Annotated in this window: 18 protein-coding genes and 1 pseudogene; 9 read left to right on the top strand and 10 right to left on the bottom strand. The window is 44.6% G+C overall.

Going from position 1 to position 24,158, the window contains the following annotated elements; genetic code table 11:
- The first annotated feature begins 23 nt into the window (after nucleotides 1–23).
- From DYD21_RS15575 to DYD21_RS15555, 5 genes and pseudogenes are all read left to right on the top strand, one after another.
- Entirely contained in the window at nucleotides 24–1,190 is a 1,167-nt protein-coding gene (locus tag DYD21_RS15575; RefSeq protein WP_116037932.1) for a serine hydrolase, read from the top strand.
- 206 nt (nucleotides 1,191–1,396) lie between these two features.
- Nucleotides 1,397–3,277, top strand: coding sequence for a glycoside hydrolase family 13 protein (locus DYD21_RS15570; protein ID WP_199535567.1), 1,881 nt, complete (start codon nucleotides 1,397–1,399; stop codon nucleotides 3,275–3,277).
- A gap of 1,067 nt (nucleotides 3,278–4,344) precedes the next feature.
- Nucleotides 4,345–4,635 (top strand): annotated as a pseudogene (locus tag DYD21_RS15565) (hypothetical protein); the annotation flags it as partial.
- Between the two features lie 479 nt (nucleotides 4,636–5,114).
- Nucleotides 5,115–6,296, top strand: coding sequence for a hypothetical protein (locus DYD21_RS15560; protein WP_116037929.1), 1,182 nt, complete (start codon nucleotides 5,115–5,117; stop codon nucleotides 6,294–6,296).
- A gap of 20 nt (nucleotides 6,297–6,316) precedes the next feature.
- Entirely contained in the window at nucleotides 6,317–6,913 is a 597-nt protein-coding gene (locus tag DYD21_RS15555; protein ID WP_116037928.1) for a hypothetical protein, read from the top strand.
- A gap of 448 nt (nucleotides 6,914–7,361) precedes the next feature.
- On the opposite strand, the gene DYD21_RS15550 is transcribed toward DYD21_RS15555, so the two are convergent.
- The 6 genes from DYD21_RS15550 to DYD21_RS15525 all read right to left on the bottom strand — a co-directional run bounded on the left by DYD21_RS15550 (nucleotide 7,362) and on the right by DYD21_RS15525 (nucleotide 12,706).
- On the bottom strand, nucleotides 7,362–7,772 hold the full coding sequence (locus DYD21_RS15550; protein WP_116037927.1) for a type II toxin-antitoxin system VapC family toxin: 411 nt from the start codon (nucleotides 7,770–7,772) through the stop codon (nucleotides 7,362–7,364).
- Nucleotides 7,753–8,001, bottom strand: a complete 249-nt coding sequence (locus DYD21_RS15545; RefSeq protein WP_116037926.1) for a ribbon-helix-helix domain-containing protein — start codon at nucleotides 7,999–8,001, stop codon at nucleotides 7,753–7,755. The genes DYD21_RS15550 and DYD21_RS15545 overlap by 20 nt, the downstream gene beginning before the upstream one ends.
- A gap of 215 nt (nucleotides 8,002–8,216) precedes the next feature.
- Entirely contained in the window at nucleotides 8,217–9,611 is a 1,395-nt protein-coding gene (locus DYD21_RS15540; protein WP_199535566.1) for a tyrosine phenol-lyase, read from the bottom strand.
- A 317-nt stretch (nucleotides 9,612–9,928) separates the two neighbouring features.
- A complete protein-coding gene (locus tag DYD21_RS15535) occupies nucleotides 9,929–10,393 on the bottom strand; it encodes an energy transducer TonB (RefSeq protein WP_116037925.1) in 465 nt (154 codons plus the stop codon).
- 368 nt (nucleotides 10,394–10,761) lie between these two features.
- The gene (locus DYD21_RS15530) at nucleotides 10,762–11,211 is read right to left on the bottom strand and encodes a YtoQ family protein (RefSeq protein ID WP_116037924.1); all 450 of its coding nucleotides are present in this window, start codon (nucleotides 11,209–11,211) and stop codon (nucleotides 10,762–10,764) included.
- Nucleotides 11,212–11,404: 193 nt separating this feature from the next.
- Entirely contained in the window at nucleotides 11,405–12,706 is a 1,302-nt protein-coding gene (locus DYD21_RS15525; RefSeq protein ID WP_116037923.1) for an amidohydrolase family protein, read from the bottom strand.
- Between the two features lie 473 nt (nucleotides 12,707–13,179).
- Here DYD21_RS15525 and DYD21_RS15520 point away from each other — a divergent pair, with 473 nt between their 5' ends.
- Nucleotides 13,180–14,208, top strand: a complete 1,029-nt coding sequence (locus DYD21_RS15520) for a hypothetical protein (RefSeq protein WP_158607325.1) — start codon at nucleotides 13,180–13,182, stop codon at nucleotides 14,206–14,208.
- Between the two features lie 99 nt (nucleotides 14,209–14,307).
- The gene (locus tag DYD21_RS15515; RefSeq protein WP_116037921.1) at nucleotides 14,308–15,600 is read left to right on the top strand and encodes a hypothetical protein; all 1,293 of its coding nucleotides are present in this window, start codon (nucleotides 14,308–14,310) and stop codon (nucleotides 15,598–15,600) included.
- Between the two features lie 329 nt (nucleotides 15,601–15,929).
- On the opposite strand, the gene DYD21_RS15510 is transcribed toward DYD21_RS15515, so the two are convergent.
- From DYD21_RS15510 to DYD21_RS15500, 3 genes are all read right to left on the bottom strand, one after another.
- Entirely contained in the window at nucleotides 15,930–17,102 is a 1,173-nt protein-coding gene (locus DYD21_RS15510) for a PLP-dependent aspartate aminotransferase family protein (protein WP_116037920.1), read from the bottom strand.
- 198 nt (nucleotides 17,103–17,300) lie between these two features.
- Nucleotides 17,301–17,732 carry an OsmC family protein gene (locus DYD21_RS15505; RefSeq protein ID WP_116037919.1) on the bottom strand — a complete coding sequence of 144 codons (432 nt, stop codon included), beginning with the start codon at nucleotides 17,730–17,732 and terminating at the stop codon, nucleotides 17,301–17,303.
- Nucleotides 17,733–17,847: 115 nt separating this feature from the next.
- On the bottom strand, nucleotides 17,848–18,396 hold the full coding sequence (locus tag DYD21_RS15500; RefSeq protein ID WP_147303614.1) for a collagen-like protein: 549 nt from the start codon (nucleotides 18,394–18,396) through the stop codon (nucleotides 17,848–17,850).
- Between the two features lie 325 nt (nucleotides 18,397–18,721).
- Between DYD21_RS15500 and DYD21_RS15490 the strand changes: the two genes are divergently transcribed.
- Nucleotides 18,722–21,163 (top strand): zinc-dependent metalloprotease, encoded by a 2,442-nt coding sequence (locus tag DYD21_RS15490; RefSeq protein WP_116037916.1) that lies wholly within the window; start codon nucleotides 18,722–18,724, stop codon nucleotides 21,161–21,163.
- Nucleotides 21,164–21,590: 427 nt separating this feature from the next.
- Nucleotides 21,591–23,000, top strand: a complete 1,410-nt coding sequence (locus tag DYD21_RS15480; protein ID WP_116037914.1) for a Gfo/Idh/MocA family protein — start codon at nucleotides 21,591–21,593, stop codon at nucleotides 22,998–23,000.
- 83 nt (nucleotides 23,001–23,083) lie between these two features.
- Here DYD21_RS15480 and DYD21_RS15475 read toward each other — a convergent pair whose 3' ends face one another.
- Complete coding sequence (locus DYD21_RS15475) at nucleotides 23,084–24,064, bottom strand: DUF1080 domain-containing protein (RefSeq protein WP_116037913.1); 981 nt, start codon at nucleotides 24,062–24,064, stop codon at nucleotides 23,084–23,086.
- Nucleotides 24,065–24,158 lie beyond the last annotated feature (94 nt).

Raw genomic sequence — 24,158 nt, 5'->3', positions numbered from 1 at the left:
TTTGAAATCAAAATACATTAAACATGTCATATTTTACACGGGCAGCCGGTACGCTGCTGGTCATTTCACTTCTTACTGTTATGGAAACATTCAGTCAATCCCCAAAAACAGACGAAGCCTGGAGCCGGGTTCAGGATCATTTCACCCAAAAAATGAATGAAAACGAGGTGGTGGGAGGTGCCCTGCTTTTTTTAGATGAAAATGGGGCTAAAAAAAGCAGTTTGAATGGCTACGCTGATTTGCAAAAGAGAGTAGAGGTGGATGAAAATACGATCTTTCACTGGGCATCCATCACAAAAACTCTAACCGCAATAGCAATTATGCAGTTTAGGGACCGGGACAAGCTTTCGCTCGATGATCCCCTGACCGACTATCTTCCAGAACTTTTTAAAATCCATAATCCCTATGGCAGTATGGAGAAACTGACCATTCGAATGGCGCTGAACCATTCAACAGGGTTGCGAAACCCTACCTGGCCGTGGGGTGGTAATGAAGACTGGCACCCGTTTGAACCCACAGAATGGAGCCAGCTTGTGGCCATGTTCCCGTACACAAAAGTAGAATTCGAACCTGGCAGCCGCCACAGCTATTCAAACCCGGCCATTATTTTCCTGGGAAAAATTATTGAACAGAGTTCAGGCGATTCCTGGGAATCATACGTACACAAACATATACTGAATCCCCTTGGGATGAACCGGTCTTATTTTAACCATACACCGGAGCATCTTTTGCCGTACCGGGTAAACAGCTACCAGATTAAAAACGGAAATCCCGAGCCCCGCGGCCTCGATTTTCATACCGGAATCACTACATCCAACGGTGGGTTGAATGCCCCCGTGACTGATATGATAAAATATCTGAACTTTTTGCTGGGCCGTTCAGATACAGATCACCCCGTTCTTGAACGTTCATCACTCGAGGAGTTGTGGGAGATTGAACTCCCGGTTGATGAGAATGATGGAGTGAAATTATCCGTCGGCCTTTCGTTTTTTGTGGAAGAGTTTGATGGAATGCGAGTCATAGGACACACCGGCACTCAGTGGTCCAATTATTCCTGGTTCTATGTCCACCCTGAATCCGGCACGGCCGTAATTTCAGTAACCAATACAGATGGATTGTATGATATGCATCGTTTTAGAAACGAAATGAGCCGGTATGTTTTTGAACATCTTTTCACATTATACAAGTAGAGAGAGCGGAATTAACCTGATTTTTCGGAATCTAATGAGATGATGGGTTCCATTTTCCAGACTTTACTCTGAACTGATCAGAACTTTTTTTATATTAAAAAGTAAGCGCTTACATTTTTATACTATCGCGCATCCGAATCGCCTGAAGAGATAAATCCGGAGCTGATTTACCAGGTGTTGTCACACTCAATTCAATGGATAAGATCGTGAAAAGAAAACATCACACCCTGCCATCCCTTCTACTACTTTTACTATTTGTACCTGTATCACTTTATGCCCAGCCCATTCAAATCGACCGGGTTGAGCCGGAAAACTGGTGGACCGGTTTTCACGAACCGGATGTTCAAGTTCTGATTTACGGCGAAAATATCCAGTCTGCCAAACCATCTGTGGATTATCCCGGAGTTACGCTGGAACGCAGAACACTCGTTGAAAATCCCAACTACCAGTTCCTCACGCTTCGGATTCATGAAGATGCCGAACCAGGAACCGTGCAGATCCAATTTGAAAGGGAGGATTATTCGCACATTGTTGATTACGAAATAAAAGAGCGAAGCACTGATACCAACCGTAACCAGGGTTTCGATTCCACAGACCTGATCTACCTGCTGATGCCCGACCGGTTTGCCAACGGCGATCCCTCCATAGATGAAATTGACGGAATGCTTGAGGGCGTCGACCGTGATGATATAAATGCCCGGCACGGCGGGGATATCCAGGGCGTGATTGATAACCTGGACTACCTGGATGAGCTTGGGATGACCGCCGTCTGGTTTACACCGATTTTTGAAAACGATATGCCACCTGCGTACGGTGCCTACCACGGTTACGCGGCTACCGATATGTACAGAGTCGACCGTCGGTTTGGAACCAACGAAAAGTACCTTGAGCTGATTGACAAAGCCCACGATCGCGGAATGAAGGTCATCATGGATATGATCCACAATCATGTTGGATTGGAGCACTGGTTCATCAAGGATCAGCCGACCTCCGATTGGGTGCATGATCTGGATGAGGTAGGAACCACCAATTATCGAACCTCCACCGTAATGGACCCTTACGCATCCGAATACGATTTTAACGCGACCGTAAAAGGATGGTTTGTGGTGGATATGCCCGACCTCGACCAGCGAAATGAGCTGGTGGCGAACTACCTGATTCAAAATACGCTCTGGTGGATTGAGTATTCCGGGATTGACGGCATCCGGATGGATACACATCCCTATCCATACAAAGAGTACATGGCTGAATGGTCGCGAAGGGTGCTGGAAGAGTTTCCTGATTTCAACATGGTGGGCGAAGCATGGATGTCAAGCAGCCCAACTACAGCCTATTGGCAGACTGGGTTTGATAGCCCCGATGGTTATGAAAGCTATCTGCCAAGTGTGACAGATTTCCCGTTGTATAACTCGATTGCAGCCGGGCTGAATGAAGAACCGGGATGGGAAAGCGGAATCTCACGGCTCTATTTTACGCTCAGCCAGGATTTTCTTTTTCCGGATGCCAACCTGAACGTCATCTTCCCCGGCAACCACGATCTGGACCGTATCTTTAGTGTAGTTGGAGAGAACTTCGGGAAGTTTAAGATTGCAAATACCTTTGTTATGACCACCCGCGGCATCCCTCAGCTCTATTACGGGGATGAAATCCTGATGACCGGCGGTGGCCCGGACGGTCTGAAGCGTAAAGATTTTCCCGGCGGATGGGAGGAAGATCCAATCAACGCGTTTACACCTGAGGGTCGGGAGCAGCTGGCAGAAGATACCGGATTTCCCGTTGTGGAAGCGCACGAATTTATGACCACCCTTGCCAATTGGCGGAAAGATAAAGATGTGATCCATAACGGTCAGCTGACTCACTTTGTCCCTGAGGATAACGTTTACGTTTATTTTCGACATAACGACGAAGAAGCCGTGATGGTTGTTTTGAATGCCAGCGGAGAGGAGCAGAACCTTGACCTCGCCCGTTTTTCAGAACTCCTTGATGGAGTTTCCACCGGGTACGAAGTGATTAGCGGTGAGACAGTTCAAATTGGGGAGTATCTGAATATTGAGGGGTATGGATCGATGGTGATTGAGCTGGAGTGACCCAAATTGTGAAGGATTTAAATACTAACCCATTAGCGGCGCTGCAATTTCCGTTGTTCAAATGATGAGTGTGTTGCGCCGCGCCTAAACCACTCCTCAACACCTGTCATCTCGACCGGCGGCCGTGCTTTTCGGCCAGAGCGGAGAGATCTTCTGGCTATGGAGTATCATTACTCAAAGCCGTTGTTTTAGATGGTTCTAAGAACAAGGTGATGTCTCCGTTACGGCCCGAAAAACGGGCCTTCATTCGACATAACAGTGTACTTTTGAATCAAACCGGCGTATCGGTATCCTAATTGTGAAGCGTTTTGATTTACGCCGTCGTGCTCATTCATCAATCCACTTCCCCAACACTCGGTTCAAGTCATTAATAATGGATGATCTAAACGATCTTATCAGTGGTCAAAAAAAATATATCATCTAAACAAAAACTCGAAAATTTAATCGAGCAAATTCTTTAAAAACTGACCGTTCTACAGTTTGTAGACTGTGAAATCACGATCAAGTGTAATGATAGAGTTCAATCGTTCAGTTTCTGCAACCTCTATCAAAGTGCAATCAGCCGGATTGGCATCGGCTTCCTTTGTGTGCCGAATTCTGACTATTTAGAAGTTATAAAATCTGTTGACGAATTGATCAATACTTGTGAATATTTCTTTACCAAATTATCTCAGACTGATTCAGAAAAATATTAGTTTGAATTTTTTTAAAATAATTATATCATATTTTTTAAAACACTAATTTATGATGTAATTCTTCGTTCGATCAAGATTATTAATGACTTTAAAACCGAAACTCGACATTCATCTATTCAAATCCATTCCGAAAGAGAAACAAATGATTAAAAGAAATTTGAAATACTATTCTGTAAAACTTAGATAAATTTGATCATCTCCCACTAATCATCCCTGCAAAAAACCATACATAACTATTATGCGTGAAGAAGAGAGTAACAACAAACAGACAAACAAAGGAGCTCACTAACAGAGTACAAGTGTAAATACGCTATCCGGATTTTAGAAGAAAAAATTACTGAAATAAAGGATGTATAAAGTTGGGCTGCCGAAGCCAAGGTATCTCGCAGTTGGTTAAGCAAATCGATGAAGTCGGTTTACGGAAAGACTCCCAAAACTATACTTAGGGAAATGAAATTTGAAAAAGTGGTTCTACTTATTCGTAAAGATGGTATAGAGGCAAATTGTTTTTGCGTAGCCGTAGATGTTGGTTTTGAAAAAGCGAAAAATGTATCTCGATTTTTATCATCTTTTTATAATACAACTTTCACAAAATTAAAATTAGACTTACTGAATGAGAGCGTTGAGTTCGATATTATATGGTTAAACGGTTCTGGAAACTGAACATAAAATACTCAAATACGGAAGTAAGTACTCAAATATGGGGAGTATTACACAAATTGAGAACAGATTATTCTTGTAAGTTTCGAATAATTGCAATTAGTTAAAGGGAAGCATTCATCAAAAAATTTGATGAATAAAAATTCATAAAATTATTAGAAAATAAATGAGGTTAATTATGAAGAAAAAGTTAAAGTACATCCTATCCTTGGTTATAATGGCAACTTTCTAAATTGTTGGATTAGAGGTTGGGAAAAATGTTGCACTTGCATCAGGTGATTGGACTGCAAATGGGTGGGTATGCAATGAAGACACTTTGGGCAAATGTGATAGGAATTGGAATGCTACCGATTGTACATGGAGTGGGAACGGTTGCACTACTTCAGCAACACCGCCATCCGAGGAACCATTACCTTAATTTTAATCTCGAATGCGAGTATACTAATTACCAGTATGCTCGTATCTAAATCTTCCATTTAAGCATGTTTAAGAGAAACATTTTTATTTGTCTATTTCTTGCATTAGTAATCTCATGTGGTGGGGATGGCAAAGAGATGATTTCCTTACATCCAATGCAGGAAAAAATGGCGTACGCTGACCACGAGACTATAATGCTCGAATTAAATGAAGTGAGTGGATTGAACCATCATATGCCGAAAAGTTTATTGATTATTCATCAATATCTAAATAATGAAACCACTTCAGGATTTATTACGAATGACTTGTCTGTTTTAACTACGGATAAAGTACAAATTTCAACAATAAATGATTCATCAATTTTAATTCTTGAACCCTCAAACAATAGATTAATCCAGTATGATATTGAAATTAATTCCTATGAAATAATTTCAGATCAAGGAAGAGGTCCCGGTGATCTATATTTCGCTGAGGAGTTATCAACTTTTAATGATAAAGCATTTGTAGGAATGCAGGGTTTTCAGTTATCAATTTTTGATTGTAGTATGGATCTTTGTGTATACGAAAAAACAATCAACACTGATTTTAACAACTACTCGATAGATGCTACTGAGGATCAAATATATGTATTAGGTATATCACCATTTGGTAATCCACAAGATTCTGATCCTCTGAATTCAGATCATAATTTATTTCATATTTTAAATTATCAAGGAGATGTGCTCAACTCTTTTCACCCTGCATATGATGACAGGTCTCCATTAGTAAGAAATAGATTATCTTCAGGGGGTATGATTAAAACATATTCGAATAAGTCATTAATATTAATTGCATTCGACTTTTTCCCTTATTTGTATGAGTATGAAGCGGGAGGTGACTTAACAAATATATTTCAAATTGATAATTTTGTTCAGCCGATTTATGAATCAAAAGAAAGTTTACACAGCGGTTTTAGTGCCGGATTAATTTATGGAAATAAAACTGTAATCGATTTAACCACGAGAGTGGACGATGAGTGGTTATTTCTAAGATTATATGAAAGAAGAAATATAGGTTTTGATCATGTCAATGTCACTTTTACTGGTGACGAGTGGTATACTTATCTTGCTTATAACGTGGAGCGAAGAGAGTTATACAAGTTAGGTGATGATATAAAAACAACTCCGGGTGATAGTAGGGTCTTGCACGTTTTAGACCAGGGAATTATGGTAAATAATGATGGGAAATTGAAATATATAACACGTTAATAAACAACGATATACACGCAATGAAATCTGAAAACTCTCAATTAGCAATAATTATTATTGGAAGCATTGCTATGTTTGTGACCGGTATTGTGTTCAGTTACAACGTAAATATCAATAAATACGAAAATTTATCACAAACAGTAGATCTTTCGGGAGGTGAATATGTTAGGTTGGTCTTTATTGGTTCTTCAGATTGTTATTTTTCAAATAATACAAAAACGAATAATGCGGTAAATGGCGTAAAAAAGAAGCTCTATACAGTATTAAATAATAACGATATAAAATTTATTTCAACAGGGATATCGTTCGATATTTCAAGTGAAATTGCTATCAGCTATTTAAGCAAATCTGGTAAGTATGATGAAATCTTGGTCGGAGCAGGTGCATTTAATCTTGGTGCAATAAAATATGTATCTGGTAGTTCAGCTACCCCCACGATTTTAATCTTTCGAGAGACCTATAATTCAGATTTAAATGGTCTAAATATTAAGAACTTAGAAAATTCACAGAGATTGATAAAAACATATATAGGTCAATTAGATTTGTTTGATCTCTATGATTTTTTAGAAAATGCAACCGATATGGATGTATTAAGTTATTTGGAGGTTAATATATAAATTGTAAAGATTAATAGAATTGTAGGTAAGTAGGCTTAATGAGAGCGACTGTACATACCCATAATGAGTCAAACACCCGGTAACTGATTTCGTTTGTAAAAATGAAACCTTTTATTTTTACAGATTCTTCGAAAATGACCACGAAAAAATAGGGGACAGAAAAACGCTGGGTCCGTTTGATTCATATTAACTACGAATAAATAGGATTATATGGTGCAATTATTAAACAGTAGCAAAGAAAAACTAAATTCTCAAAACGCTGCTCCCTGATAAGCAAATGAGTTTGTCATCCTGGCCCGCAACTTGTGTATTTTGGTTTAGTCGTCCTGAAGTGTTGGCTTCACCAAATGATCTGCAAAAACATTGATACTTAACTGTTTAGATTTTTGTACTGATGTAGAATTTAAAGTTCATGAGATTTGCACTCAGCTAATAAGAAGCTGGAAATTTAGTTTAGCAAATTCTCCAAAAACTGACCGTTCTCCAGTTTGTAGACTGTGAAATCACGATCAAGTGTAATGATTGCGTTCAATCGTTCAGTTTCTGCAACATCTATCAAAGTGCAATCAGCCAGATCTGCCGGCAGGTCGGAATAGGTCTCAATTCTATGCCGGATTCTGTTGAGCTGCCACTGTTCAAGGTTATGAACATCTATTCCACCTTGAACCACCCATTCAAGAAAATCGAGCTGGGTTTCCCGGTTGAAATCCAGCATATAGCAAACTTCCGAAAGCACCGGCCAGGTTGAGACGAGCTTTCCTTCGAAGGCTTTCATGAAGCCAAGGACCCGCTCATGATGTTGATCGCTCTTGTCGAACAGTGCAATGATGGGCCCGGCATCAATCAGAGTGTTTATCACGGATTTTCTCTTTTATTCTGGATTTGTAGGTTACAGATCGATCTCTATCCCCGCTGCCGTGTTTACCGAAAAACTCTTTCCCGGTTTCATATGGTTTGCTGAAGTTCTTCTCTTTTGCGATATACTCTACCAGTGCCTCTCTGATGATGACCGAGTGAGATTTATCCGTTTTAGAAGAGAGAGCCTCGAGCTGATCTTCAAGTTCTTTTGGGAGTCGTACAGATTTCATGGCTAAGGCTGATTGATTAGTATGTAATACGAAATGTATTGCGATTTGCATTAAAAATCAACTCAATCAAATGCATGCTAATAATGTACAGTGAGTTACGGCAGAGTTTCTGTTGGAAATTTCATTCGGAGAAAGCTGTCAGGTATTTAGCACGGAGTCGTTGTTCAGACGCTGTCAGGACCACGCTTTAGGCGTGGACGCTTACAGGTCTTTGTTTATAATCTTTCAAACCGCGACTGGAAAAACCGCAGGTATTCCGGTTCGTAAACAAATGTAAGCCCGGTAACTGATTTTCGGTTTTCGTATACAGCCTCCACTGATTCGGCAACCACATCCATATGCGCCTGGGTGTAGACACGACGGGGGATGGTCAGGCGGACCAGCTCCAGTTTGGGGTAGTTGTGATCTCCTGTTTTGGGGTTGCGTCCGGCTGATACCACACCGCGTTCCATCGCACGAACTCCGGAATCGAGATAGAGGGCGGCGGCGAGCGACTGGGCAGGTAGTTGATCCTGCGAAAGATGCGGCAGAATCGCTTTTGCATCCAAAAAGACACCATGCGTGCCGATCGGTTTCACAACCGGGACACCGGCTTTGATTAGCTTTTCACCGAGATACTGAACCTGGCCGACTCTCGCCCGGATGTGATCATAATTCACCGACTCGGTGATGCCGATCGCCAGGGCTTCCATATCACGCCCGGCCATTCCACCGTAGGTGTGCAATCCTTCATAGACGACCACCATGTTTCGGGCCTGGTTATAAATCTCATCATCATTTACCGCTAAAAATCCGCCGATGTTTACGAGCGCGTCCTTTTTGGCACTCATCGTTGCGGCATCGGTTTGATTACAGATTTCGAGGACAATATCAGGAACAGACCACTCTTTGTACTCTTCTTCGTTTTTCTGAATCATGTAGGCGTTCTCAGCCACGCGGGTCATGTCGTGCACAATCATGATGTCGTGTTTGTCGCATAGTTTACGAAGCTCTTTCAGGTTTTTCAGCGAAATTGGCTGTCCGCCCGCCATGTTCACCGTAGTGGCGATCGATACGTAGGGAATCTTATCCGCTCCATGTTTTTTGATCAGCTCTTCCAGTTTATTCAGATCCACATTTCCCTTAAATGGATGAAGATCTGCCGGATCATGCGCCTCATCAATAATGATATCCACAAATGTACCGCCCGCCAGCTCCTGGTGCAGCTTTGTGGTGGTGAAGTACATATTACCGGGGATAATATCGCCTTCGGAAATCAGAATCTGCGAGATCATATGTTCGGCTGCACGTCCCTGGTGAGTGGGTACCAGGTGCTTGTAGCCGTAATACTTTCGCACCGTGTCTTCGAGATGGTAGAAATTCCGGCTTCCGGCGTACGCTTCATCGCCCATCATCATGCCGGCCCACTGGCGATCGCTCATCGCCGACGTTCCGCTGTCTGTAAGAAGATCGATGTACACATCGTCTGATTTCAGTAAAAAAGTGTTATAACCGGCTTCTTCGAGTGCCCTTTTCCGCTCTTCATGAGTTGTGATACGAACTGGCTCAACCATTTTAATTTTATACGGTTCCGCCCACGATCGTTTTTTATCTGATGAATTTTTAGCCACAAATCCTCCGTTTGTTATTCAGTTTAAGATATTGAATGATAGGAGGTTATGATACAGAAAAGCGCTTTCTTAGAAAAGCCGGAGTGAAAAGGGAAAAGTGAGAAGTGAAAAGTCAGAAGCAGCTATCATGAAATTGAGGCTATATCCTGTTTTGATTTTACATGAAACGGGATTCATAAATTAAATTGAGACGTGTGCTTTTCACCTTTCCCTTTTCCCTTCTCAATTTTAATACCTTTAAACCTCGTCATCTGGCACCTTTTTCGCTGAGTTCCAGGACAGCAGTCTTTGCCTCAATCAGCCAACCCAAGCTTTCACTATTGTCTGAATACAATGGGAATATTTATGGTTGTAGCAATCGCCTCAGAATCGAGGGAAGCTGGGGTAAACTCAGATTGTCTGACGGCGTAAGTTGCGGCCATGACAAGATCGCATTCTGCATTTTGAAGCAGAACAAGGTCAAGTAATTCTCCCTCCTCGCTTATAAGGGCCTGCAACATTACTCGCTGCGCGTCGCTTCGTCCTCTGGCAGAGGGTGGATAGTGGAGATTTTCTGCCAGTGCCGACATCCCGCCTTCAACCGTTGGGAACTGGTATTCCATAGTACGGTTACTTTCTGAGATTCGCTCAAGCATGTCAGAATTGGATATGAAATTGAGGTTTTCAGGCACTGTAAGCTCTTCAACTTCTGCGATACACTCAGACGTAGCGAGCTCCTCCGAAGAAGAACAAGCGGTATTGAACAAGACAAAAACAAAAAGGAAAAAAAGAATATATTTCATTGGAAAGGTTTTAAGATCTCGATCTGATTTTGATACAAATTATTGTAATTCAGCCGGGCATGAAGTGAGCTTGCTGAACTATGGTTATTTTGATGACAGCATGTTGTCTTTAGAATTGTAAATTGGTAAAAAGATAAGCATAATTGCGAAAAGGTTTACTGTTACAAAGAATTGATCCCATTCTTTTAGATGATGTCATGATTTGAGTACAATCACTCATTTCAAATAAAAATTTAGTGTCTCAAACAAATATTTAAGGGTATACTAATACTCCAAAATATTGGGGTTTTCGCTCCGCTCCAGCTTTTCACTTTTCACCCCGATGTTTCGGGACTGTCGCTCCGCTCCAGCTTTTCACTTTTGACTTCTCACTCCTTCAAAATCACATATTTTAGAATCTCCACAACCTGACCCGGTTTTTCGCAGACGGCCAGGGCGGCAGCGTCTACCTCTTTCAGGGCGTGGGTGTGTTCGGGTGGATGGAGGATGATCAACTTTTTGCCAAGGGCTGCGGCATATCCGGCATCAAACGCTGCGTTCCACTGTTTGTACTGGTCGCCAAACTTTACAACCACAATATCAGCGTTCTCAATATGAGTTCGTGTGCGAATGGCGTTGATTTTTGCGCCCTTGTGATCTTTCCAGAAATCTTTTTCCTCTTCTCCCAGAATATCTACTCCACAGTTATCACTCGCGGGATGATCGGTGACCGGGGCTGTACAGTTCACGAACAGGTTCTCCTTCTCGATTCCCTGTTTAATATCTTCTCTCCAGTCGGAGTGAATTTCGCCGGACAGATACAGATTCCATGTTTTCATGATATGAATAGGTTTTTTTTTAAAAATACAGATTGAATATTAAGTAATTAAAGTTGCTGGGTCCTGAATCTTATCGCAGTTGCGATCCCTGTGATGGTAGATTCCGGATCGGTATCCGCGATGGCTCATATTCACCAATTTAGTCTATACTTCAATCTTGCTTCTCAATTCCCAATACTTAATACTTCTTCATTCAATTCACCACATCAGGAACCTGAATACCACTAATATAAACACCATAAATCTCCCGCAGATTCCGGATATCTTCCAAAGGATTATTTTCCACGACTAAGAAATCTGCAGCTTTTCCCGGTTCGAGCGTGCCCAGGTTCTCATCAATCTGCATGCACTCGGCAGCGTACCGGGTGGCGGAAGTGAGCACCTCGATCGGGGTCATGCCCGCATCCTGCATCAACTCCATCTCCATGTGTTCAAAATATCCCTGGAATCGCGCAGGAGGACCACTATCGGTACCCATCGCTACGCGTACCCCGGAGTTGTGGAGAGCCATCATATTCTCTTGAGCCAATGGTAGTTGATCGCGGTAGTAATCCGCAGCTTCGCCTGTATATCGTTCCTGAACATCCGGCTGCTGCAGTTCTTCCAGGACATTGGGATCTGCTTTTGCAAGGAAAAATGAATCATCAAAAAAATCGGGCCGGTCCCGGTAGATGTATGTTGAAACCTCCCGGGTAAGCGTTGGGGTGATGCAGATGTCGCTATCAAGCATCAGGTCAGTCAGCTCACGGTCTATCGGATTATCCCGGACACTGTGGGCAACCAGGTCGGCACCGTTTTCAACAACTCCAACGGCATCTTCGAGCTGTACGATGTGAGCGGCAAGCGGAGTGTTGTGGCCGTGGGAGGCCTCAATGACGGCACTGTACACATCCGGCTGCATTTTCTCGCGTGTGCCCAGTCCGTCGTCCACCCGGATTTTTGTCCAGTCAGGATTTTGTTCCATCAGTTGATTCACATCACTTTGGGCTTCATCAGCTGAAGATGGATTCAAAACAGAACCGGCCAGAAAGAGACGGGCCATTCCGTTTTCAGAAAATTCACCGCGATCACGAACCGCAAATGCTTCATCGGGTTCATCACCCAGACTTACAACCGTAGTGATGCCATAAGCAGCATAGAGTTTCAGCTGATCGATGACGTTCTCTTCTGAATGTATATCAGAACCGGTTTGAAGTCCGTCCGCCATCCCCACATGACCGTGTGCATTGATGAGTCCTGGAACTATATATCGTCCGTCAAGATCCACGGTTTCGGCCTCTTCGGGGAAATCGGGATCGTTCATTTCAATGATTTCAAGAACGGTTCCATTATGTGTTACCAGTGCTGCATTTTCGATAGCGGTGGATTCAGTGCCGTCCCAAATTGTAGCGTTGGTGTAAAGCAGAATATCATCAGGGTAATCATCCCCGCAGGCGTAAAAAGTGGCAGAGATCAGTATGAGCAGAAAAGTTGTGATTGAGGCTGATCGGATCATAGCTGAAGGGTTTGTTGAACGTTGATGTGAGAACGCAGTTTACATAAAAAGACGGTTCTCTCAAAAAAGGCGTAGCTGCTATTCCTCCGTTTACATGATGAGAATACTTAATCATTTGTCCATGTTTTTGTCATTAAAGAGATTTAACCCTCTGTGAGAAAACGGCAATCTTTAAAATTAGTTAATCAAATAAGTAATTGTAAAACCAGTGGTTTATAAATCATTAGAAAGCTCAGTCTCTGAAATCTTAAAGCTTTACTAATTTTGACCAGATCAGGAGTTTGATTTACTTGGCGTCAGATTGAAATCAGAAAAAATCATGTACGCTGATATCAATCGAATCGGGGACGGATAACGCAAATGTAATGCTGTGGCTAAAAGAGAGCAGCAACGACAACTCAACTACAGTTGGCTTGAAATTTTGCACTCCTTTCCGACTAAAACTACCAAAAATAAAAACACAGGATAAGACAATGAAAAAGGTAACAACTCTATTCGTAGCCAGCCTCTTTACAGCAGGAATGGCTTTCGCGCAAAGCAATGATGCTTCAACGACTCAAACCGGTGATGACAACGATGCTCTTGTTGAACAAGTTGGAATTTCCAATGTAGCTGATGTATCTCAGGACGGTGATAATAATGAGGCTACTGTACAACAAGGCGAATTTGGTGCAAATAATGTGCAATCCAATTATGCTGAAGCATCAATCAGCCAGGTTGGCAGTGAGAACGAAGCTGCAGTGAACCAGCGACAAGGCTGGTCAGGCGGAAGTGCCGTGAGTATCCATTCCGTAGAACAAGATGGATTACGAAACACAGGACTCTTAACCACATTTAATGGTGGAAATGAAGGATCTGTAACACAACTTGGAAATGATAACTATGCAAACGGCCGCCAAGCCGGTAGTGGTCATGATTTAGATATCTACCAGGAAGGGAGTGACAACGAAGCTCGTATCAATCAATTGAGCGGTGCATCTGGAAACAGCGCAGATATTGCACAACGGGGAAGCGACAACTACGGATTCGTAGAACAATCATCAACAAGTGGAAACCGTGCAGGTCAATGGGTTTCCGGTGACGATAACACAGTGATTCAAACACAAACAAGTGATGATAATCGTCAAAGAGTAGAAATTACTGGAGACAGTAACACCTATACTACTCTGCAGGAAGGCGGAAGTGGAAACGCGCTATACATCAATTCACGCGGCACAGGCCCGGGTTCAAACAGCTCATTCGCTTACAACTCCGATTTTGATGCTGTTCAGAGCGGAAGTGATAACCTGATTTCAGGTGAAATGAGTGGATATAATAATTCACTTACCATTACTCAATTCGGTGACGGAAACTCAGTTGGTTCCGGAATGTGGGATGCTGATGGTTTCAGAGTTGAAGGAGATAATAACGTTGGACTCATTGATCAGAGTGGTGTTGGTCACAGTGCTTCCATGACAATCCTTGGAAACGGCAACAATTCTACCATTACCCAAAGCAACTAAATGAATGAGACAAAACCCGGTGCAAATCAGTACCGGGTTTTTCTTCAATCAAGCAGGGAAAAAAACATATACATTTATAAAAACTAAAATCAGACAGTCATGAAAAAACAATCGACACTACTACTGGCACTGCTTTTTTCCGCCGGCTCAGCTTTTGCACAAAGCAACTCCGCCGACGTGGATCAGCAGGGAGACGATAATTCCGCAGACATCGAGCAAATAGGTCAGTTGAACCTGACAAACCTAAGTCAGCAGGATGGTTCGGAAGCGGAAATTTCTCAAATTGGTGAACAAAACGAAGTATACTTAAATCAAAGTAATGGTTCAGATGCTTCGATCAGCCAGGCCGGAAATGGAAATCTCGTTCGTGGCCTTGTATTTGTTAACGCGAATTCGATGGGAAGTTCACTGGATGTGGATCAATCGGGCGATTCCAATGAGCTCCAAGTCGCACAATACTGGGGAAATAACTCCATTGATGCATCTCAGCAAAACAACTCATACGGCGTTATTGCACAGTACGGGTACGGAAACAGTGCTGAACTTCTGCAAAGCGGGAGTGATTTGCACTTCATCACGCAGCTCGGTAGTGATAACTTCGCCCAGGCTCGTGCATTTGCCGGAAGCAATACCAGTACATTGTCACAGGCAGGATCTGGTAACCATATTCAATTGAATCAGTCAGGCGGTTTTATTGCAACGATGACTCAGGCTGGCAGTGACCACAATGCTCGAGTTCGCCAGGCCGGTGGGAGCGGAAGTTTGGCCGTTACTACACAAACAGGTGCCAGCCAGTCAATTGGAGCCGACCAGCAGGGAAGTGATAATACACTTGTTGTTACGCAAACCGGAGAAAATAACAGCGCGGGATCAAACTGGTGGAGCAATCCCGGGGTAATTCAGGATGGTGACAGTAATATTGGAGTCATCACACAGAGCGGTTCAGGCAACGAAGCGTTTCTCTCACAGGTGGGTGATGGAAATGTTGGCGTGATGAACGTTAGCGGTTTCGATCATACATCCGTTATTGTTCAGGAAGGCGACAACCATAACATTCAGTTCTCCATTTCCGGAATTGAAAATACAGTTGATATCCGTCAGTTTGGAACTTCTGAGCATACTGTTGGATTTGCAGGCGATATGGTTAGCACCGTGAAGCAAAACGGTAACTTCAATGAGTTCTACTCTGTTCAAAGCGGCGACGAAGGCGGTCATCTGATTACCACAGCTGACGGCAGCGACTATCTTCAGAACGGAGACAACAACTTTATGAATATCATGCAAACGGGCGATAGCAACAGTGCGTTTCTGAACCAGTTGGGTGATGGAAACAGCATGGACGTGATGCAGGATGGAGCAAATAACAGCACAACCATCACGCAAAATCCCTGATACAATTATTGTAATAGGAGTGAATCAAAACCCGGTGTCTGCAAAAGGCTTCGGGTTTTTTTATGGAGGGCAGATCCGAGATTGTCCACAAAGGACGTCATCTCCAGTACAGGACAGGAGATGCCACGCCAAGGTGAAGCATGACGAATAGTTAGGATGAATGTTCTTATTTTCCGTCCTTTTTGGCAACTGCGGATCTTTTCTGTATCCGGGATATCGGTAATTTGGTGAATATAATCACCAAATATACGGATATTTGGTGAATACGATCACTGAATATACTGACAGGGCAGACGTTCTTATTTCTGTTTTTTTGAGTATGATGCCCCTTACCCCAGTGCCTGCTCCACATCTCCAATAATATCCTTGCTGTTTTCCAGTCCCACCGCGATCCGGATGAGTCCCGGCGTGATGCCTACCGCCTGACGCTCCTCTTCGGTCAGTTTTGAATGCGTAGTGGATGCGGGATGTGTGACGATTGTCCGTGTATCGCCCAGGTTTGCCGAGCGGGAGACCATACTGGTTTTGTCGATGAATAATTTCGCTTTTTCATATCCGCCCTTAATCTCAAAACAGACCACTCCGCCACCCCGTGTCATTTGTTTTTTTGCCAGTTCAAGCTGTGGGTGATCTTTATGAAAGGGATATTTCACGAAATTTACGTGTTTGTGATCGCCCAGAAAATTGGCCAGCACTTCGGCATTATCGCAGTGGCGCTCCATGCGAACCGGCAGCGTCTCCAGGCTTTTGCTGAAGAGCCATGCGTTGAAAGGGGAGAGGGCCGGACCGGTGTGGCGGGCAAAAAACTGGATATCTTCCATGTGCTTCTCACTGCCCACAATCACTCCGCCAATTGCGCGGCCTTGTCCATCGATAAATTTTGTGGCCGAATGCTGAACCAGGTCGGCCCCGAACTCAATCGGCCGCTGCAGGTAGGGTGTGGCAAAACAGTTATCCACTATATATATCAGATCGTGGGCCTTTGCCAGCTTCCCGGCCCACTTCAGGTCGATCAAATCGAGTCCCGGGTTGGAGGGTGTTTCCAGGAAAAGCATTTTGGTATTCGGTTTGATAAGCTCCTCCCACTTTTCCGGTGATTCGACATCAGCATAGGTAAAGCTAATTCCCCATCGCGGTAAAATCTGACTCAGAATCTGGTGGGATGATCCAAACAGCGATCGCGATGCCAGTACATGATCGCCCTGACCGAGCAATCCCGCCAGGCATCCAAACACACCCGCCATTCCTGATGCGGTGGCTACACCCATTTCTGCCCCCTCAAGCCGGCACATTTTTTCAATAAATTCATCCGTATTTGGATTGGAGTAGCGGCTGTAAACATTTCCCTCAATCTCCCGCGCAAACATCGCCCGGGCGTGCTCTGCAGAATCAAACGTAAAGCTCGAAGTCATATACAGCGGCGTAGAGTGCTCCCGCTCCCCAGTTGTAGGTGTTTGTGTTCGGATGGCGTCTGTTTCGAAATGGTTCTTTTTGTCGGGCATGTTGGTTGTTTTTGGGTGATAAAGTCCCCCTTCGGAGGGGGAGGTTCAAACGCGTTCAGCGGTTGAACTGGGGGAGGAATCCCATACGTTGCTGTTGCTGCCAGTCAAATTACAAACTACTTGCTTTTAAAAGTCATCCCCCCAATATAAACGCTTGACGCGTTTATATATCCCCCTTCAAAGGGGGACATGTTAAACTCATTGCTCACTACTAATCTCAAAACTACTCGAAATCTTCGCAGTTTTTTCAAGTGTTTTAGATACCGAGCAGTACTTGTTAATCGAGAGATCGATGGCGCGGCTTACTTTTTTTTCATCCAGGTGTGCGCCTTTCAGAATGAAATGGATATGCACCGATTTAAACTCGGAGTACTGTTCTCCCTCCACAGTTACCCGCTCGCCGGTGACTTCAATCTGCAGGCTATCCGGATTTTGCCGCTGTTTTTTCAGGATTCCCACCACGTCAATTGCGGAGCAGCCGCCCGCCGCAGCGAGCAGCATCTGCATCGGCCGGAAACCGCCGTTGATGCCGCCGATTTCTCCCGTTCCATCCATCTGGAGAGTAACACCATCTTCGTTTTTGGCTTCCATGTGGACGGCATCATTCAGACGTTCAATCGTAATTTTCATGAATTCAGGTATTTGTTTCGATTGTAATCAAAAAAACAAAATACCGAATTTAGTTATACAGATCGATTTTAATCAGAATCTTATTAAAAACAGGTGTTTAGGTATTCCAAAGCGGTTAATCCAGTTTTAAATGGTTTACTTCGCTGCCGATCACCTGCTGCAGATCATTAAACGTGCCGGCCTGCATCGCCTGCTGAGCCTTGGAAGTGCTAAGAAAATCTGCGGGAATGTGTACCGCTCGGATTAGTAATCCCTCAAACTCGTCAGCGCCGCTGAGGGTGTAGTTGGCATCCAGGAAAATTCGGACATCAATCGTGGTGAAGTCAAAATCCATAAGGAGAGTGCCGCTGCTGTTGAATTCATTCAGGGGAAGTTTTCTCCAAACTTCGAGGTCATCCTCGGCGATGTACTCTTCAAACACATAAGCGAGCATCACATCAGAAGAAAAGACCTCTATTTGTGAAGGAATTGGCTGAATATATTCAAAATTATTAGATGGAAGCAGATCAACCTCAAACTCAAATGATGTGGGAAGAATTTCGGGTCCCTGTGGTCCTTGAGGACCTCTCGGGCCTTCCGGTCCCATCGGTCCGCGCTCACCGCAGCCCTGAAGCAATAAAAAGATAGATATCGCGGCGAAGAAGAATTTTATCGTTTTTCTCATGGTGGTCTCCGTTCGTTGAGTATTCGTAGTTCGTTTGCAGTTCTAACGGATCCGGATGAGTTGAGTTTCCGGTGTGAAAAAAGATATTAAGCTTAATATTAACAATAATATAGATTGGCATGGTGCCTATCACATATTGATGCTACAGAGGACATAGTTTGTGCGTGGTATATATCTTGAATCCAATTCCTGAGATATCTTAACACTCGTTCAGTTGACAGATGGGTGGGTCCGGGTGGCCGTCGTAAAACTTTGAAACACCGTTGCTATACTCTTCTGATCTTCCTATCTAAAGCAATGATTTTTAACCAAAATTCTGAGTCCAATGCAACGACCCACTACCATTCTCCTGCTCCTCCTTTTCACGTTTCACTTTTCATTTCTCGCTTCAGGCTGCCAGACTACCGAAACCGCAACGGATACCTCAGAACGTTCTGCGATTCCATCCCAAGCTGAACAGAGCGAAGGGCTATTTACCGTTTATCAATCAGGCGACAAAATCTTTTACGAAATCCCTGAAGAAATGCTCGGCCGAGATATGGCAATTATGAGCCGCATTGCAAAAACCGCGGAAGGCCTTGGCTGGGGCGGCGATCGCCTGGCCGGACAGCAGGTGGTGCAGTGGGACCGGCGCGGGGATAAAATTCTGCTTCGCGGGGTATCTTACAGCAACAACGCCGATGAAAATCTGCCGGTATATGAAGCGGTTCAGAACTCAAACTTTCCGACCATTATTGAGTCTTTTGACATTGTGGAGTCGCGTAACGGATCAGTGGTGATCGAGGTGAGTGATCTTTATCTGAAAGATTCCCGGCTTTTTGGCCTTCAGAACCGTCATCGTCAGCAGTATACGGTTCGCAGCCTCGACCGCAATCGTTCATTTATGGAGTTTGTGAAGGCGTTTCCAGAAAATATTGAAGTGCGAACCGTGCTCACCTACAACGCTGACAACCCTCCATCGCAGCAGCGAACGGGATCGATTTCGATTGAGGTGAATCACAGCATGATTCTGCTCCCGGAAGAGCCGATGCGTCCGCGCCTTTTTGATGAGCGCGTGGCGATGATCAGCGTATCGCAGACCGACTACGGAAGTGATGCCCAGTACAGCAGGACGAAACGATACGTGACCCGCTTCCGTCTCGAACCGGTGGATGAAGAGGCCTATCTGCGGGGTGAGCTGGTGGAACCGAAAAACCCGATTGTATTCTATATCGACCCGGCAACGCCTGAAGAGTGGAGGCCCTATTTTAAAGAAGGAATCAACGAATGGACAGTTGCATTCGAGGAAGCCGGATTCAAAAATGCGATCCGCGCCGAGATGGCCCCGGTGGATGATCCCGATTTCAGCCTGCTCGATGCACGCTACTCGGTGATCCGTTATGTGGCCAACCCGATCCACTCCGCCAACGCCGGACCTGACGTGATCGACCCGCGTTCCGGTGAGACGATCCGTGCCCACATCAACATGTACCATAACGTGATGAAGCGGCTGCACTGGTGGTCGCAAAGCCAGACCGGCCCGAGAAATCCGGAGGTTCAAAAACCGCATCTTTCAACAGAGGAGATGGGACAGTATCTGCAATATGTGGTATCGCACGAGCTGGCGCATGCGCTCGGCTATCCCCACAACCAGCGCGGCAACACCGCCTATTCCATTGAAGATCTTCGCGATCCCGACTTCACGAACCGATACGGCAACTCCTCCTCCGTGGTGGGGCGAACCCGCTTCAACTATGTCGCCCAGCCGGAAGATGGTGATATAAAAGTGCACCGGAATGTGGGCGAGTACGACATCTGGTCGGTAAAGTGGGCCTACTCCTACCTCCCGCAGTTCGACACTCCCGAAGAGGAGCAGGAGCTGCTGAACGAATGGGTACTCGAGCGGGCCGATAACCCGGCGATGCAGTTCGGTTACGGCCGAGGTGATTTTGATCCCACACAGACGACTGAATCGATCGGTGACGACTGGGTGCGCGCCAGCGAGCTCGGCATGAAGAATCTTCACCGCGTGATTCCAAATCTTCTCACCTGGATGGGCGAGGAGGGCGAAACCTACGATGAAGTGCGGATGCGCTACATGCAGATGTTTGTCCACTGGGGACGCATGACCGAGCGCGTGATTACCGCGATTGGCGGCTCGCGTGAGGAACACAAACGATTTGGTCAGGATGGGCCGGTTTATACGGCACTGACCAAAGAAGACCAGCAGCGATCGATGAACTTCCTCGATGAGCACTTGTTCGCCACACCTGAGTGGCTGCTCGATAAAGAGCTGGTCCGAAAGTTTGAATATGTGGGCACCGTGGAACGCGTTCGATGGTACCAAGTCACCGGTTTGAATGCACTGCTCTCGCCGCACCGTCTTGAGAGACTTGTGGAACAGCACGCCATGCTGGGTGATGACGCCTACGGTCCGGCCGAGATGCTGGATGACCTTCGGGGCAGTATCTGGTATGAACTCAACGGCAGTGACCGCGTGGACACCTACCGCCGAAATCTACAGCGGGCATATATCGATCGGATGGAGTACCTGCTGAACGAAGCTTCCGCCGAAGCCGGTAACCCTCCGGGCGATTATCGCCCCGATATCGGAATGGAAAACCTGCGGACCGATTTCCACATCCAGCAATCCGATATCCGTCCGCTTGTGATGGAACAGCTCCGCGAACTGCACAGCGACGTGGAAAGAGCAATCAACGGAGCGAGCGACCGGTATACGCGTACTCACCTGGAGTATGTGAAAAAGAGGGTGGAGGGGTTGATTTAGTTAATTATCATCAGACCAATAAATCAAAGTACTACAAAGGATTTTCAAGCCCTTCACGGAATATATTGATTTAAACCTTTGCTTTGAATAATCTTATGATATTAAAACCTGAGTTCGATTTAAAAATGTCAAAAACAGTCCAAAAAGGGCGTTCGTTAAGTTAATTCGTCAACAATTATGTCATGCCGGACTCCGATCCGGCATCTCCTGCCTTGTTAAGGACGGGAGATCACGTCCCGAACACTTTCGGGATGCGAGATGACGCCCTTTTTGGACTGTTTTTGTTGATATACGAAAAATTTAAGAATCGAACTCAGGTTAAAAAGATGTCTGTCAGTAAAGATCAGACTGTGGAATTGGTTATGCAATTAAGTGTCTGGTTTTATTGGATGAACGTAAAAAATGTTAATCAAACAGCGGATACAGAATGGAAAAATTTTCACGTAAGAATTTCCTAAAAAACAGTGCCCTCGGGATCGCAGGTCTCACCGTGTCGCCTCTGATAGGTAAAGCGGGGGCATCCTACAAAGAACTAAACATCCAAGACTGGAAAGAGAAGTTTTCAGCTAACGACCGAATTCAGGTTGCCGCTATCGGAATGGGAATTATTTCTCATTACAATGTCCGTACCGCACTGGAAGTTCCGGGGGTTGAAATTGTTGCTGCCGCTGATTGTTACGATTCCCGGCTCGGACGTGCCAAAGAGGTTTATGGTGATGACATATTTACCACTAAAGATTATCGTGAAATATTAAACCGCTCCGATGTGGACGCCGTTATTCTTAGCACGCCTGATCACTGGCACGCCCGCATGTCAATCGATGCCTTTGAAGCCGGCAAACATGTTTTCTGTGAAAAGCCAATGATTCAAAAAATAGAAGAAGGTAACCAGGTTATCCAGGCACACAGAAGCAGTAACATGGTAATGCAGGTCGGAAGCCAGTTTGCCAGTGATATGATTTTCTTAAAGGCAGCTGAACTTTTCAGATCGGGAGCAATAGGGGAATTGAATCAGATTGTGGCCACCTATAACCGTAATTCTTCGCTGGGTGCCTGGCAATATTCCATTCCCGAAAGTGCTTCTCCCGACAATGTAGACTGGGATATGTTTCTGGGACACGCCCCTCAGCGTTCCTGGGATCCAAAGCGATTTTTCCGCTGGAGAAATTATGACGATTACGGTACCGGCGTACCCGGAGACCTGTTTGTGCACCTCTTTACCGGTATTCATACCGTAGTAGGATCCAATGGACCAACTCAAATATCGAGTTTTGGCGGACTCCGGTCCTGGCTGGACGGCAGAGATGCCTATGATGTGATAAATGGTCAATATCATTACCCTGAGACCGAAAATCATCCTGAATTTACGCTTGTTTTACAAAGTAACCTGGCAGACGGCGGCGGGACCGGAACGCGTTTTCAGTTTATTGGGGATGAAGGAGCTCTTGAAGTCAACCCCGGTTCATCCGTAAAACTGACCCGCATTCCCCGCAGGGAACCTTCTGTAGATGAACTTGTGAGAGGCTATAACTCTGTTTCAACGTTCTCGGAAGATGTTCGGAATGAGTTTGAAGAAAGGCTATTGGAAGAGCGCTCCAAACAGGCAGTATTTCAGCCTGATATGGAAAAAACAGAAGAGTTTCGGGCACCTGTTGGATATGATTCCCGGCTTGATCATTTTGTGAATTTCTTCGATTCCATTCGAAATGGTGAATCTGAGTTTGAAGATTCAACATTTGGATTCCGTGCCGCTGCCCCAGCCTTGCTGACCAATACAAGCCTACGTGAGCAGCGGGTTATTCACTGGGATCCAGAGAATATGGAAGTGGTATCGTAAAATACCTGATCATTTTTGATAAGCTGTTTCTACTCATTCGTATAAAAGCGCACGTTTTAATGCAGAGACAATCTCTAAGAGAACTAATTGGCAGATGGCGTTATAACAATTTTTCTGAAATCAATAGGGCCGTGATCGCCCTGAAGCATTATCGGTCCGGGTTCACCTTCATTGCTATTCAGTGATCCGCCCGTTATACCGGGAATCGGGCGATTTGAAATGACTTCAATATCATTCAGCACAACGGTGACATGTCGTCCGACCAGTGTAATTTCCATTTTCTGCCATTCTTCTGCCTGTTTGGCCGCATTCACTGAAGGTTCAATAAATCCATAAATACCGCCCATAAGCATATCATTGATCTCCATGCCATAATGATCGGCAATCTGAATTTCGTAGCGTCCGCGCAGATAAATACCGCTGTTGCTGCCTTCCGGATATCTGAATTCAACGCTTAGTTTGAAGTCATCAAACCTCTCGTTCGTTATCAGGTTGCCTCCAATATCCTCATTCACTAAAACTCCGTCCGCCATTCTGAACTGGTTATTTTGAGGGATGATCCAGCGGGACATGTTATCATCAAGCAGATTTTTGGGTGAGCCCCAAACGGGTGGTTCTTCTCTTTTAAGGCTTGGCGCTCTAACTCCTGTAAAATGCAGAGTGTTGCCATCAAGAACTTTGAACCCTTCCAGGGTGTCATTTTCAAGAGCGAATTCAAAGTAAATATCTTCATTTATATCCATCCATTGCGGAGGAATAGAAAAATGGTATTTCTGTTCCTCTTCATCAAAGTGTATTTCAGAAATCGGACGAGCACTTCCCTCATAACCCACGTAATAACCGACAAAAGTTGAAAATCCTGAAAGTTTTACTTCGAGCCATGCCGGGAAACCTTCGTCGGTATACACTCCATGCCGAAAAAGTCCAAGATTTTCCAGCTCTTCATCTTCAATAGTTACAGTGATATTCCAACTTCCCAAGGCTTCTGATCCCGGAACTGTCGGTTGAGCGAAGACCAATGCAGGAACAAGAAAAATCACATATATGAGTAAAAAGTGTTTCATGAGAATGGATAATTAATGTTTCAGAAAATAATTATTCGAGGATTTTGCAGATCCCCGGCTATTTTTGCGTTCTGATCGTTGATTTGCAAATTTC

It is taken from the genome of Rhodohalobacter sp. SW132, assembly GCF_003390325.1.
Taxonomy (GTDB): domain Bacteria; phylum Bacteroidota; class Rhodothermia; order Balneolales; family Balneolaceae; genus SW132.
This window is presented reverse-complemented; position numbering and strand designations above follow the sequence as displayed.

What these genes read in the sequence shown, in the direction of transcription:
- DYD21_RS15575 (WP_116037932.1), top strand. Translation starts at nt 24, where the DNA reads ATGTCATATTTTACACGGGCAGCCGGTACGCTGCTGGTCATTTCACTT.
- DYD21_RS15560 (WP_116037929.1), top strand. Translation starts at nt 5,115, where the DNA reads ATGTTTAAGAGAAACATTTTTATTTGTCTATTTCTTGCATTAGTAATC.
- DYD21_RS15555 (WP_116037928.1), top strand. Translation starts at nt 6,317, where the DNA reads ATGAAATCTGAAAACTCTCAATTAGCAATAATTATTATTGGAAGCATT.
- DYD21_RS15545 (WP_116037926.1), bottom strand. Translation starts at nt 8,001, where the DNA reads ATGAAATCTGTACGACTCCCAAAAGAACTTGAAGATCAGCTCGAGGCT.
- DYD21_RS15535 (WP_116037925.1), bottom strand. Translation starts at nt 10,393, where the DNA reads ATGAAATATATTCTTTTTTTCCTTTTTGTTTTTGTCTTGTTCAATACC.
- DYD21_RS15530 (WP_116037924.1), bottom strand. Translation starts at nt 11,211, where the DNA reads ATGAAAACATGGAATCTGTATCTGTCCGGCGAAATTCACTCCGACTGG.
- DYD21_RS15525 (WP_116037923.1), bottom strand. Translation starts at nt 12,706, where the DNA reads ATGATCCGATCAGCCTCAATCACAACTTTTCTGCTCATACTGATCTCT.
- DYD21_RS15520 (WP_158607325.1), top strand. Translation starts at nt 13,180, where the DNA reads ATGAAAAAGGTAACAACTCTATTCGTAGCCAGCCTCTTTACAGCAGGA.
- DYD21_RS15515 (WP_116037921.1), top strand. Translation starts at nt 14,308, where the DNA reads ATGAAAAAACAATCGACACTACTACTGGCACTGCTTTTTTCCGCCGGC.
- DYD21_RS15510 (WP_116037920.1), bottom strand. Translation starts at nt 17,102, where the DNA reads ATGCCCGACAAAAAGAACCATTTCGAAACAGACGCCATCCGAACACAA.
- DYD21_RS15505 (WP_116037919.1), bottom strand. Translation starts at nt 17,732, where the DNA reads ATGAAAATTACGATTGAACGTCTGAATGATGCCGTCCACATGGAAGCC.
- DYD21_RS15500 (WP_147303614.1), bottom strand. Translation starts at nt 18,396, where the DNA reads ATGAGAAAAACGATAAAATTCTTCTTCGCCGCGATATCTATCTTTTTA.
- DYD21_RS15490 (WP_116037916.1), top strand. Translation starts at nt 18,722, where the DNA reads ATGCAACGACCCACTACCATTCTCCTGCTCCTCCTTTTCACGTTTCAC.
- DYD21_RS15480 (WP_116037914.1), top strand. Translation starts at nt 21,591, where the DNA reads ATGGAAAAATTTTCACGTAAGAATTTCCTAAAAAACAGTGCCCTCGGG.
- DYD21_RS15475 (WP_116037913.1), bottom strand. Translation starts at nt 24,064, where the DNA reads ATGAAACACTTTTTACTCATATATGTGATTTTTCTTGTTCCTGCATTG.